Consider the following 12700-nt stretch of genomic DNA (forward strand, 5'->3'; position numbering starts at 1 on the left):
TGAGCAAGGTACAGCCTGAATTTGATTATGATTGGTTACGGTCATATCCATCCTGCTTGATTTTAAGCCATTCCTGTAACCCGAGGCGATCGAGTTCTTTCAAGTAATCCGCCCATTCTTCATCAGCTTTCCCGTTGGTGATCCATTCCGCCTTTTTACGCTTCACATAAGCAAGCAAATCGGCCTCGATCTTCGAAAGCTTATCTAATTCCTCAAGGGAGAAAAATACTTTTGGATAGATGTTTTCTGCCTTCATATCCGGTACCATGACATCCTTCATGAGCCCCAGTCTCCAGGCAGCATCTTCCGGTTTCGTCGTCACGGTTCCATAGTATTCGTCCAAGATTGCCAGTGGACCGCCGACGGATGTCTTTTCCCTGAGCTCAACAGGAGCCGTTCCTTCTAATGGAAGGTGTTTTAATGAATTACTGGCACTATCCATATCGAAGATGTTTTGCTGTTTGTCATCCCCATATGTTCCCCAGTTATTTTGAACCGATTGAAGCGGGTTATAGAATTGATCGATCCATTTCGCCGTTAATTCAAGGTTCTCGTTAGCACTCGTGATGACCATTTTGTTCCGGTCAAATCCCATACCGTTCGTTCTCGCTACATTCTTCGTTCCATCAGGTCCTTCAAGGGCAGGCATGAGGTCGTATTGATCGTTCATACCCGTGATGTTGGCTTTATCCCATGTGAAGTACATGCCGTAACGTCCTTCTTTCCCTTTCGACAGGTAGGTGTTCCAATCCTGTTCAAAAGCTTCTACGTCAATCAAATCTTCTTTATATAATTCATTCAAATAATTGATGGCATCCTTATACCCTTCGTCGGCTGCCGTCAGCTTCACTTCCCCGTCATTTGTGACGACAGTGTGATCCCAGTTCTCACCGAGTCCGAATGAACCGAACAAGAAGGACACATCTTCCCCTCCATGATTAATGATGAAGGACATCGGGATTTCATCGGCCTCTCCGTTCCCGTTTGGATCCTGAGTCTTGAATGCCCTGAGAACTTCTTTCAGCTCATCCGTCGTTTTCGGCATTTCAAGGCCTAATTTATTCAGCCACTCGACGTTGATCCATGGGAAGTCATCGACGGAGTGGATGCTTTCCTTCCCTGAACCAAGCTCTTCAATCCAAGGGAAGGAATAAATATGTCCATCCGGTGCCGTCATCATCGAGCGATATTCAGGCGCATCTTCCAGTACCTTTTTCAGGTTGGGCATATGCTCATCAATTAGATCCTCAACAGGAACGATCGCTCCATCCTTCGCAAGTTTCAACAACTCATAGTCACTGTATCCCGCATTCATGATCGCGTCTGGAAGCTCGCCGCTCGCGACTGCCAGATTCCGTTTTTCATTGAAGGTTTCCCCCGCTGTATAATTGGTCCAGTCGATCTTCACTCCCGTTTCTTCCTGGAGCCTTTTGAAGATCAGCTTTTCATTCGGATCATCCGGAGCAAGTGGTGAGCTGGATGTCATCATCTTAAGCGTCACCTGCTCCTCTAACGGAAACTTCACATTTTCCAGTTCATAATTCTCAGAAGAAGCACTTTCACTGTTGTTGCTGCACCCGGCTGCAAGCAGCATGCATGACATCAGAAGTACCGACATTGTCTTCGTCTTTTTCCCCATTGTTAAACCCCCATTGATAAAAATATAGATTATTTTAAAGATCCCACCATAACACCTTTTTCAAAGTATTTCTGGAAGAATGGATACATAATGATCAGCGGCAAGCTTGCTAATACGATGGATGAATACTTGATCATCTCTGAAATTCTTTGGAGTTCCGCTGCCGCCTGCTGGTCAGCGATCATTCCCGGTTGCACCTCATTCTGGATAAGGATCGATCGCAGGACGAGCTGTAACGGGTACAAATCCCGGTCTTCAAGGTAGATCATCGCATCGAAATATGAATTCCATTGTGCGATGAACGCATAGAGCGCGATGACAAAGATGATCGGCTTTGACAACGGAAACACGATGTTCAAGAAAATCTTGAACTCCGATGCCCCGTCGATCCTTGCTGCTTCCTTCAACTCATTCGGAATCGATTTGAAATACGTTCTTGCCAGGATAATGAACCAAACGTTGATGGCATTGGGAAGGATGATCGCCCAAATCGTGTTCAGCATCCCTAAGTCCTTCACCACCATATACGTCGGGATCAACCCTCCGTTGAAGAACATGGTGATGAGAAAGAACACCATGATGAACTTTCGTCCGACAAGCCCTTCAGCCGAGAGGGAATAGCCGGCAAAGATGCAGACACTCACAGTGATGAGCGTGAATCCGACAGAATAGAGAATCGAGTTGATGAATCCTTTGACGATGGTACCGTCCTCGAAGATTCGTTTATATCCCTCGAGCGTCCAATCCGAACCGCTGATGAGAAATCCTTTTTTCACCAGAACATTCGGCTCAAGAACCGATGATAGTAGAACGTATATCAACGGGAACAGAACAATGATTACGATTCCCCCAAGCAGGATTTTGTTAATGAAAAGAATGAGTTTATCACTCCTGGTGTATTGGTACACCTCGTTTCCCCCTTTCTATAAAAGACCTTCGCCTTCGTTTAGTTTCTTGACCACACGGTTTACGAAAACCAATAAGATGACATTGATGACGGCATTGAACAGTCCTACTGCCGTGGCGAATGAATAGTCACCTGCCTGCAGCCCTCGCTTGTATACATAGGTCGAAATGATTTCCGAGGTTGGCAGATTCATAGACGTCTGTAACAGATAGGCTTTCTCAAATCCAATCGCCATGATGCCTCCTGCAGCCAGGATGAACAGGACCGCCATTACAGGCTTCAGCGTCGGAAGGTCGATATGCCAGATGCGTTGCAGCAGGGACGCCCCATCCACGGTTGCTGCATCGTGAAGCTGGGGATCCACATTGGCGAGTGCCGCCACATAAATGATCGAGGCCCACCCCGCGCCCTGCCAAACCCCTGACCAGATATAGATGCTTCTGAAGGCATCGGGATCAGACATGAATGAAATCGGCTTATCCGTAAAAACCGACAGCATCGCATTAATCGGTCCCGTAGGTGATAGGAAGAGGAAGATCATCCCTGAGATGACGACGACTGAGATAAAATGTGGTGCATAAAGGATGAGTTGAATATTCTTCTTCACCCCTGCTTTTCGGAGCTGATTCAGCATGAGCGCAAGTATGATCGGGATCGGAAACCCGATCAGAAGCTCGAAGGAACTTAATTTCAGAGTATTGACCAGAATATCCATGAAATTCGGAGACGATAAAAAGTCCGTAAAGTGCTTGAATCCGACCCATTCACTTCCATTGATCCCCCTGATGGGACTGAAATCCTTAAATGCAATGGATGCCCCATACATGGGAACATACTTGAAAATGATCGTAAGAATGATGGCTGGTGCAAGAAACAAATAGAGAATATAGTTTTTCTTCATATAATGGAGCTTGGTTTTGAGTTTCGAATTTTTCTTTGTTTCCGTTATGACTGGTGTATCTGCCTTCGCAAGTTCTTGCAATCTTTTGACCCCCTTTATAAATCACTTTGTTCAGAAACAATGACCCTGCCCATTTCGGTGAGGATGTCTGTTGAGTTCACTTTACTAGAATCCCAGAATGAAAACGTTTACTATTTTCGGATGAAACAGTTTAAATTTTTTGGAAGTTTACAGCACAAAAAAAACCTCTGGCAGCTGCCAAAGGTTTCTAGTCCAAATCATTCAGTTCTTCATTTATCTTGTTTACTGCCTCTTCTGCCGAAGTTTTAACATCCTTCCCTCCGATTCCCACGTCTTCAAATAGCGCTTTGACTGCCTCGCTCACGACAGGATAAGCTGGGGTGATCGGTCGATTCCTTGAGTACTTTTGTGCCTGTTCCACGAAAATATTCTTCGGATACTCATTGAACTCGGGAAAGGCTTCTGCAACAGAATAACGAGCCGGAACATCCCCAGTGATCTCCACATATTTCTTTGCTCCTTCAAAACTGGTGACATATCGGATAAACTCCCATGCTTCATCGGGATAGTCAGTTTCAGACGAAATTCCGAGGGACCACCCTCCGTTTGGAACCGCCTGTTCGCTCCCTTTCGGCAGGGCGGTAATCCCGAAATCCTCACCCAGCCGGAAATCAGGGTTCATCATACTGAGACTCTCCACCATCCAGGAACCGAGGACCGTCATGCCGAGCCTATCGGTCTCCAATGCCTCCTCGGGAAGTTCGACATTTGCCACCTCGTGTTTCTGATATAAATCCTGATAAAACTGGAGGGCTTTCAGTGAGGCCGGGGAGTTCAAATATCCACTCGCTGTCTGATTGTCCAGATCCAGTACATCTCCTCCAAATTGCCAAAGGATAGGCATCTTGAAGTAGGATGGCGACTCCCCATCCGGAAATCCCTGGGCCGGGTCTATTCCCGTGATGTCAGGTGCTAAAGCAGAGATTTTCTTAGCAGCCTCGAGGACCTCATCCCAAGTCAGCGGGTCATGTGGATTTTTGGAAGGGAGGGGAACCCCTGCTTTTTTAAACAAATGGATGTTATAAAAAAGAGCCACACTTGATTCTGCAATGGGTGATAAATAGATTTCATCCTCGTATGTGATCCCCTTCAACGTAGGGGTTGCGAGATCCTCAATATGACCTTCTTGTCTCATATAATCATCCAAAGACAGCAGACCACCCGCACTTGCATAAAGGGCAAGAGTCGGCGTATCGATCGTCAAAATATCAGGTGGGTCACCTGCTGCCATCTCAGTTCTAAGCTTCAACTCATAATCCCCATAAGGGATAGGGACCATCTCCACTTCGATCGTGGGATGCTCCTTATTAAAGTCAGCCACCAGCTCTTCATACGCCTGATTCTCAAGTTCTGTCCCCTTGTTTCTCCAGAATGTCAGGTGGATCTTGGCTTGTTCATCCAGCATTCCTCCGTCCTTATCTCTGCTGGTTTCCTGGAATGAGGTAAAAGTGAAGATGCTGTAGATCCCTGCTGTCAACATGAGTAGCGCAGCCAGTACATAGATGGCGGTTAATTTATACTTCATCGTGCCTCCCCCTTATCCACTGTCATGGATTTCCGGTAATCAAGTGGCTTTTGTCCAAATCGCTTCTTGAATACAGTGCTGAAATAGCCGGAATTGGAATAGCCGACAAGATGGGCAATCTCGATGATCTTTAACTGTTCATCCATCAACAGGGTACGGGCTTTGTCCATTCGGAGGTTGACGAGATAATCACTGAAATTCTGTCCTACCAGTTCTTTGAACATCTCCGATAAATAGGCCGAGTTGATATGGAATTGATCAGCAAGGGAGGAAAGTGAAATTTCATTGGTGTAATGCTTGTCCATATACCGCCTTACATTTTCCACGATGGCAATTCCATTAGAGGAATGCCGGGTTTCACTCACCTTATCCGCAATCATTCTTGCTAGGTCAAGCAGTTCTCCTTTAACCCGGTACCGGGAAGTCAGTTCCCATATACCCAATTGACAATTCCACATCTTCTTCTTCAAATCATCGGTATACAGATCATATTTCCTTGCCATGGATCCAAGCATAAAGAGCACCCGGCTAGCTGCAAAGGAATAAGACATCACCGATTGCCGGTCGCATTCAGCAAGGGTAGTCAGTAGATGTTTCTTGAATGTCTCATAATCGCCTTGCTCCATGCTGTTTGACAGCTTCCATTCCACATCGTCAGTGAATTCCACCGTCTGTTTACTCGTTGTCCCGTCAATGAATTGGGACGTGGCATCAGCGGAACTTTGACTCCAGGAGAGAAGGGAGGATATGTATCCGTTCTTTAATTGAGATAAACCCATGACTACTTTCCCCACCCCAATGACCGTTTCAACATTCAGATAGTTGCTGACATTCCGTTGCAATTCCTGAACAAAAGTATGGATTGAATTCCCTCCCGAGTTTTGTAGAAATAAGAAATGAATCATATTCTGATAGCTCGTGTCGTAGAAGGACATGATTCCTTCATGCTCATAGGATAATTCTCGGCACAACATCTTGAACGGCAGAAACAAATCCCTAACCTGTTCGGGGTCACTACTTCGAATCTCTACGGTGATGAACTGGACGACCGTGTCCTCACCTGCCAGCACATCAAGCTTCAGCTGACTCAGTCTCTCCCCGGAAATATTCTTCCCTGCCCATTCATCCTTCACCAAATGAAGCAGGTACTGCTCTCTCATTTCCTCGGCGTGGAATTGGTTCATTCTGACCGTTTCCATTCTTCTCTGCTTCTCCGCTTCAACCTCGCCCCTGCTCTTCCTGAGGGCAGCCGTCAATTCCTCGGGATCGACGGGCTTAAGCAGATAATCCTTCACTCCTTCGACCAAAGAGGAACGTACATACTCGAAATCCGAGTATCCCGACAGGACGATCACCTTGATATCAGGATACTTACCCGATAACGCTTTCACAAGCTGCATCCCATCCAAGACCGGCATCCTGACATCGGTCAGGACAAGATCAGGCATCACCTCTTCGATAACCTGTAACGCTTCCTTGCCATTGGAGGCTTCACCGGCAATAACAAAGCCTTCTTCTTCCCAGTCCACTTTCCACTTCAACCCTCTTCGGATTTGAATTTCATCATCGACCAGAATCACCTTCAGCATGAAGATCCCCCTCTCCACTTTTTATGCGTAAGACAATGGTTGTGCCTTGATACTCTTTTGATGTAATGTGATAGGTAAAATTCTCTCCGTAATACAGCTTTAAACGCCCCAGGACATTTTTAAGCCCGATGCTGCGCCCTTTGCTTTCCAATACGTGCCGCGATTCATGACGACCCAGGTCACGCTTCAATTCTTCCACAATAGACTCAGGGATCCCGATTCCATTATCCTCAATCACAATCTCCACCCAGTCATTCACTTTCTTCGTCGAAATACGAAGAACAGCCTCCGTTTTCTCTATGAAACTATATTTAACTGAATTCTCCACGAGTGGCTGGATAACGAACTTAATGATCGGGAGCTTAGAGGCTGCAGGATCCTCCTGAATGGAAACGGAGAGCGCAGCTTCATATCGCAGCTTCAGAATTTCCATAAACCTCCGTATATAGGTCATTTCTTCCCCGAGGGTCACCATATCAGATTCCGTATTGAGGGAATATCGCATGATCCTCCCTAAATGAATCGTGACATCGATCACCTCTTTGTTCTTCCCTTGAGCTGCGAGACCACCGATGGTCTCCAGGGTATTATTGAGGAAATGGGGATTGATTTGCAGGAGCAGTGCCTTGTATTCCGCATCCCTCCTGCGTATATTGGCTTCATATTCTGTTTCAATCAGGGTATCGAGGCGGTTGGCCGTCTGGCCGAACACATCCACCACATAACCAATCTCATCATTCGCTGTCTTAATGGAAGGAATCAATTGCTTCGCTTTCTTAAATTCTCCCTTTTCAACAAGCTTCATGGCACCGGTCAATTTCCCTAAAGGCTTTACGATGGTAGAAGAAAGGAGATAAGACGCCATGATCGTCAATAAGAAAATCCAACCACTCGTCAAAAGGAGGTTCCTTTGAAGCTCGTTGATCTGAGAGAACAATTCTGACTTGGTAATTTCACTGACCAGCACCCATTCCCCTACCCTTGCCTTCTGATAGAAAATCATATACTCTTCCTTCTCAAAAGGGACCTCTATTAATCCGGATCTTTTGGGCTCCTTCTTAATCGTCTTTAAGCTTTCTTTTACTACCTTCTCCGGTGTATCGACGCTGCCGGTCAGCACATTTCTGCCAAGGCTGTCCAGGAGATAGACTCTTCCGTTCTCCCCCAGCTTGATCTTGCTTAGTGCGTTCTCAAGAAGGGACGATGGAAAGTTCACCTTGATCACCCCGGATAAATCAAGCGTATTGATATCAAAGAGGGGCAGAAGGTAACTGTTCACCTGATCCGCCATCAGATCATTATGAGACCGAAGCCAACGCTGATCGTCTTTATAGAATTCATCGAACCAATTTGTTTTCTCTAGAGGAGGAAGATTCCCTGCAGTCCCAGTCCCATCGCTCAGGTAAACCGATACGGACATCGACTTGGAATTGTTGATCATCATAGAAGATAACTCCGCCTTTAACTGGTTCTTCATCAAAAGACGTTCGGCATCTGTTACCTCCCTGTCATCCTCCTCTGACTTGATCCATTCCTGAGTCGTAGGGTTCACCAGTACCTGCTTTCCTAAATCCTCTGCCTGTGACGTGATTGAATCAATATACAGCGAATACTGCTCCATCATTTCAATCGTCGAACTCGTCGTACGCTCTCCCATGATGGACGTAAACCAGTTGGGAATGAGAATCGAAAGAACTAGAAAAGGAAAGGTCAGTAGCAGAGTGAAAATCATAAATAATCGGTTGCGAAGTGAGAAAAACATAGTGCCTCCAAGGTCGATGCTTATTATTTGAAAAGTAAAACTATTATTCTTTTAAATCTACCATAGAATGAGGGTGGGAAAAAGACAGAAAGATATGGGGAGGTTGGAATATGATTATAGATATTTAGAGGGTGCCTGCTTATGCGAAGACACCTAAATCGTTAAAGGAGAAATAAGGAACAACGATATAAACATACCGAACAATACCTAACAACTTACCTTATTGAATGAAAAAATGTATTGCCAATTTAAATAGAGATTTATTTCCCTTGTTTGGACAAGGACCTGTCCCCACGTCCCATTCAAAGCCGGCACCTTACCACCAGCACTTTAAAGCTTCTTCGTGTTGGGGATAAGGTGCCGATTAAAAAAGAAATGCACCCGCCCGCTTAAACATTCTACGCTAGAGGCATTTCCAACTCATTCATTTTCAAACTTAACTTCTTTTCTCATAACCAAACCAAAGAGAATACTTGTGAAGATATAATAGATTCCTATGATCGATAACGCATCTGTTAACACGGTCCATAGACCATTTCCTTGTATCACACCCCCCCATAACAAGAAGCTTGCGATAAATATAAGTGGGAATACAAGAAAGTATCCCAGGAAGTATAGTTTCTCTTTTCGTTGCTCCATCATCATCATCCTTATCTAGGTAATGGATTTCTTACACTATAGTATAAACGTGTCTGTTTAATATGGAATGGTCCGATTCAACCGTTTTACTGGCCCAAGGCCCGACAACTTCCAGACATTTAGCAAAATAATACGTTTGCCCCCAGCGTGCTAAAGCTTTAGGACGCTGGGGGTCTGACCCCTTTAACCCCCTGCTCTTCGTTTAAAAACATCACACCGATCAAGCCAACCATTGAGAAAATCATCGGGGTGAAGAAACCGTAGAAGTATCCATCACTGATACTGCCCGATGTGGACTGAACACTTTCCAATATAGAGCCAAAAACGCCGGGCAGCAATACGGCACTTAGAAATCCACCCGTATTCGCAAACCCTGAAACGCTGCCGGATTCCGTTACAGGAAAAGATTTACGAACAGCGGCAAACGTCAATGAATTTGCCCCGAATCCAAATCCTATGATAAAGAATAGGATTATCACCAGGAAAAGTGGCGGTTGCCCTTTAAATAATAAAAAGGCAGTCCAACACATTAAAACCGTGATATGAAAAACAACATAGGGCCGTTTAATTTTTCCTAAATAGCTTGAAACCCATCCTATAAGCGGCGCTCCAACTAGTGCTCCAATTAGACTGATCATAATGACCTGACTTGCTTCTATACGTGTCATTCCATATACATCCATTGCATAGGGAACCGCCCATGAACCGATAAACCCTATATATCCTCCTACAATCCCAAAGTGACACAAGAATAATGCCCAGGCCTGTCGATTTAAGAATATTCTTCGCAGTAACACTGATATTTTTTCATGTTGTAATGTACTTTTCATAAGTAACGGCTGTTTTGGTTTTTTGACAAGTATCAAAAAAAGAAAAAAACTCCATACACACAAAAGAATCCCCGCTGATAGAAATGATCCCCTCCATCCAAACGAGACGATCACTGCAGAGAAAGGAACGGTCGCCAATAGGAAGCCCAGGCTTCCTGTCATCCCGGCCAAACCAATTAATCGTGGGAATTCCCCCTTGCCAAACCACAGACTCAGTATTAACACCATACTTACCCAGATGGTCGCATCCCCGATTCCCGTTAGGATTCGGGCAAAAAACAGGATAAAGGCATGTGTGCCCAAACTATAAAGGATTGTACCTATACCAGTAAGTGCCGCACCGGAAATAAGAAAAAGATTCGGTCCATATCGATCAACCAAAATACCCATTGGAATTTGTAAGCCAGTGTATACAAAAAACTGAATACTTGCCACCAATCCGATCGTGGAAGCCTTCACACTAAAATCAGCCATTAATTTGTCTGTAATCAAACCCGGAGCCGTCCGCTGACTCGATATGATTAAGTAAGTAAACAATACGGAAGCAAAGATAACCCATCTGAATCTGTTAGTGTGTATGTCCAATGCTATCTACCCCTGTTTGCTTTTATTCCTATATATATATGGGGGACTTTATAAAGTAGTAACATAATTTAGTAAGAGTTCTTGGGCTGAAGATTTGAAACCTGCCCTTATATGTAACCAGTAAAAACGCTCTCCAAATGTAAGAATACGATCGTCTTGGAATCCCACTTTCAAATAAAATAACTTCCCTGCTTCATTGTATCGATGAACAGTCAACCGCAGACGTTTACAGGTAGGATTCGTATGCTTAACGTTTCTAATTAATTCTTGTAATGCCTTTGAACCCAACCCCTTTCGTTGAAATCTCTTATCTATAAAAAAATGAAAAAGCCAATAATCATCGGAGGTTCTCGTGCTTCCTCTTGTCAAGAAGAAACAGTAGAACCTTCTTGAACCAACATCCCTATTTTATCGTCTATATCTTGGCCAAGGTACCTTTCACTTGGCTTTCCAGTTCACTCAATAACAGGGTAGTATCATCGATTCATTTCCATTATAATTGTATGAAGGAGGTGAGAAAAATGGAAAAGCAAATAGTGAACATGTTATCCGATATCCAACGTAACATGAAGGAGTTCAACCGAAATTTGAAAGAGCTTGATCGGAATATGAAAGGACTCGAAAGTAATATGAAAGGGCTCGAAAATAACATGAAGGAGTTCGGAAGTGATTTAAAAGAGGTAAAGGAAACGGTTAACAGAATCGAAGCTGCACAAACAGAAGATGTCATTGCTTTGTTAAAAGTAGGAAACCAACGTTCTGAAACGGACTTTCATTATCTGAACACAAGAATCACAGATATTGATAAACGGGTTTTCACCCTTGAAAATCGAGTTGAAGGGTAATCGTCATTTCTCGATATAAAAGTAATGACGTGCCTTATACCTACTCTTCGTTTCCTCTCACCATGATCCACACTCCATTTCTTCGATTTTTCTTTTATTAGACTTTCCATTGAACTCAAAAACGGTGCCTGACCTAATGGAGTCAGACACCGTTTCTTATTCCACAACTCTCTCATTAAAGAAATAAGAGATAAAAGCAAAAATGCCGATTGGCCCTGTTGTATGGTATGCCTGCACCATATCAAGGTTTATGCTCGCAAGTTCCGAGTTAAGCTGGGACATACCGCCCACCATTTTCATACCACGATGAAGACAATCAGTACACCGGCAATCATGACGATCATCTGAATAAAATCAGTCCTGACAGCGCTGATCATTCCGCCTCCAACAACGTAAACGGTCAAAATGGCCACACCGATAAACAAAGCCAGCTTATAGTCCACACCAAGAACGGTTTCCAGCATGTTCCCCAGTGCTTTGTATTGAGCCATCTGGTAACCCGGTCGCTCCACCAATGAGCCACGGGGACAGTCACCTCGGTCTACTTTCAAAACCCAACAATGTTCCCTTGGCTTCACCCATGAATCCAACTCCCCCCATTAACCCTCTCCCTCCCAATCAATCCCCCATCCTCCACCACACCCAACATATCCATCATCACCGCAAACGGCACTTCATACCCCGACAAAACCCCAACCTTATTACACCCCTCCCACATCTCCCTTTAACTGATGAACGCATACCCATCCCCACGCCTCACCCGGTCTCCATCCATCAATCCCATCACCACCCCATAAACCTTCAAACTATCAATCTGAAACTCCGACACGTTCTTTGCATACTCCGTCACCAACATCCCAATCCCTCCCCTTTTTCATCATCAAACCATGAGCCAAGGGACCTGTCCCCATGGCTCACTCCACCTGCGTCCATCCACCCCGAAACCGCCCAAAGAAGCACGGGGACGGTTCTCGTGCTTCTTTTCGTCAAGACGAAGCAGCAGAACCTCCAACATGCTTCACCCAACTCTACCCCACTACCCCTCTCCCTCCCAATCAATCCACCACACTCACCATGTCCAATATCAGCATACCGCACTTCATACCCCGATAAATCCCTGCTTACTGACACCCTCAAAAAAATTGACGCATACCCACCCTTACGCCTCCTGAATGGTTCGCAACCAAACAATCCCATACACTCTGAAACTCCGCACTGTTCCCCTTTGCATACTCCGTCACCAAGTGCTTGCTCACAACGAAACAACAGAACCGTCCCCACGCTTCCCTCCATGCCCAACAAAAGAACTGTTTTTTTCAGAAGGTATCTCTAACATTTTAGGAAAATTCTTCTACAAGCATATTGAAAATGTTTCGTAAACCGAAGAAAAGTAGATC

14 protein-coding genes are annotated in these 12700 nt (G+C 44.8%); 1 reads left to right on the plus strand and 13 read right to left on the minus strand.

All coding sequences use genetic code 11. The features are described 5' to 3' along the window. Positions 1-25: 25 nt before the first annotated feature. From F0342_RS00650 to F0342_RS25665, 9 genes are all read right to left on the minus strand, one after another. Positions 26-1639, minus strand: a complete 1614-nt coding sequence (locus F0342_RS00650) for an ABC transporter substrate-binding protein (protein ID WP_149154139.1) — start codon at positions 1637-1639, stop codon at positions 26-28. A 29-nt stretch (positions 1640-1668) separates the two neighbouring features. Beyond that, on the minus strand, positions 1669-2547 hold the full coding sequence (locus F0342_RS00655) for a carbohydrate ABC transporter permease (protein ID WP_148967672.1): 879 nt from the start codon (positions 2545-2547) through the stop codon (positions 1669-1671). Positions 2548-2562: 15 nt separating this feature from the next. Then, entirely contained in the window at positions 2563-3528 is a 966-nt protein-coding gene (locus F0342_RS00660) for an ABC transporter permease (RefSeq protein ID WP_395940606.1), read from the minus strand. A 187-nt stretch (positions 3529-3715) separates the two neighbouring features. Beyond that, positions 3716-5053, minus strand: coding sequence for an ABC transporter substrate-binding protein (locus tag F0342_RS00665; protein WP_149154140.1), 1338 nt, complete (start codon positions 5051-5053; stop codon positions 3716-3718). Next, positions 5050-6642 (minus strand): response regulator transcription factor, encoded by a 1593-nt coding sequence (locus tag F0342_RS00670; protein WP_262481581.1) that lies wholly within the window; start codon positions 6640-6642, stop codon positions 5050-5052. Before F0342_RS00670 ends, F0342_RS00665 begins: the two co-directional genes overlap by 4 nt. Beyond that, positions 6617-8374 (minus strand): sensor histidine kinase, encoded by a 1758-nt coding sequence (locus tag F0342_RS00675; protein ID WP_262481582.1) that lies wholly within the window; start codon positions 8372-8374, stop codon positions 6617-6619. Before F0342_RS00675 ends, F0342_RS00670 begins: the two co-directional genes overlap by 26 nt. A gap of 450 nt (positions 8375-8824) precedes the next feature. After that, positions 8825-9043 (minus strand): hypothetical protein, encoded by a 219-nt coding sequence (locus F0342_RS00680; protein WP_149154142.1) that lies wholly within the window; start codon positions 9041-9043, stop codon positions 8825-8827. A 158-nt stretch (positions 9044-9201) separates the two neighbouring features. Continuing rightward, a complete protein-coding gene (locus tag F0342_RS00685) occupies positions 9202-10458 on the minus strand; it encodes an MFS transporter (RefSeq protein WP_149154143.1) in 1257 nt (418 codons plus the stop codon). Between the two features lie 48 nt (positions 10459-10506). Further along, on the minus strand, positions 10507-10827 hold the full coding sequence (locus F0342_RS25665; protein WP_149154144.1) for a GNAT family N-acetyltransferase: 321 nt from the start codon (positions 10825-10827) through the stop codon (positions 10507-10509). Between the two features lie 152 nt (positions 10828-10979). Here F0342_RS25665 and F0342_RS00695 point away from each other — a divergent pair, with 152 nt between their 5' ends. Further along, a complete protein-coding gene (locus F0342_RS00695) occupies positions 10980-11303 on the plus strand; it encodes a hypothetical protein (RefSeq protein ID WP_149154145.1) in 324 nt (107 codons plus the stop codon). Between the two features lie 156 nt (positions 11304-11459). Here the strand turns inward: F0342_RS00695 and F0342_RS25235 are convergent, their stop codons facing one another. From F0342_RS25235 to F0342_RS00705, 4 genes are all read right to left on the minus strand, one after another. Further along, positions 11460-11585, minus strand: coding sequence for a hypothetical protein (locus F0342_RS25235; protein WP_262481583.1), 126 nt, complete (start codon positions 11583-11585; stop codon positions 11460-11462). Positions 11586-11599: 14 nt separating this feature from the next. Then, a complete protein-coding gene (locus F0342_RS25240; RefSeq protein WP_262481584.1) occupies positions 11600-11854 on the minus strand; it encodes a sodium:solute symporter family transporter in 255 nt (84 codons plus the stop codon). Positions 11855-12027: 173 nt separating this feature from the next. Beyond that, positions 12028-12159, minus strand: coding sequence for a hypothetical protein (locus F0342_RS25245; protein WP_262481585.1), 132 nt, complete (start codon positions 12157-12159; stop codon positions 12028-12030). Further along, positions 12150-12596 (minus strand): hypothetical protein, encoded by a 447-nt coding sequence (locus F0342_RS00705; protein WP_149154146.1) that lies wholly within the window; start codon positions 12594-12596, stop codon positions 12150-12152. The genes F0342_RS25245 and F0342_RS00705 overlap by 10 nt, the downstream gene beginning before the upstream one ends. Positions 12597-12700: the final 104 nt, after the last annotated feature.

This window comes from Bacillus sp. CH30_1T (assembly GCF_008364765.1).
In the GTDB taxonomy this organism is placed as follows: domain Bacteria; phylum Bacillota; class Bacilli; order Bacillales; family Bacillaceae_B; genus Rossellomorea.

What these genes read in the sequence shown, in the direction of transcription:
- F0342_RS25245 (WP_262481585.1), bottom strand. Translation starts at nt 12,159, where the DNA reads ATGTTGGTGACGGAGTATGCAAAGAACGTGTCGGAGTTTCAGATTGAT.
- F0342_RS00650 (WP_149154139.1), bottom strand. Translation starts at nt 1,639, where the DNA reads ATGGGGAAAAAGACGAAGACAATGTCGGTACTTCTGATGTCATGCATG.
- F0342_RS00675 (WP_262481582.1), bottom strand. Translation starts at nt 8,374, where the DNA reads ATGATTTTCACTCTGCTACTGACCTTTCCTTTTCTAGTTCTTTCGATT.
- F0342_RS00705 (WP_149154146.1), bottom strand. Translation starts at nt 12,596, where the DNA reads ATGGAGGGAAGCGTGGGGACGGTTCTGTTGTTTCGTTGTGAGCAAGCA.
- F0342_RS00670 (WP_262481581.1), bottom strand. Translation starts at nt 6,642, where the DNA reads ATGCTGAAGGTGATTCTGGTCGATGATGAAATTCAAATCCGAAGAGGG.
- F0342_RS00695 (WP_149154145.1), top strand. Translation starts at nt 10,980, where the DNA reads ATGGAAAAGCAAATAGTGAACATGTTATCCGATATCCAACGTAACATG.
- F0342_RS00680 (WP_149154142.1), bottom strand. Translation starts at nt 9,043, where the DNA reads ATGGAGCAACGAAAAGAGAAACTATACTTCCTGGGATACTTTCTTGTA.
- F0342_RS00665 (WP_149154140.1), bottom strand. Translation starts at nt 5,053, where the DNA reads ATGAAGTATAAATTAACCGCCATCTATGTACTGGCTGCGCTACTCATG.
- F0342_RS25235 (WP_262481583.1), bottom strand. Translation starts at nt 11,585, where the DNA reads ATGTCCCAGCTTAACTCGGAACTTGCGAGCATAAACCTTGATATGGTG.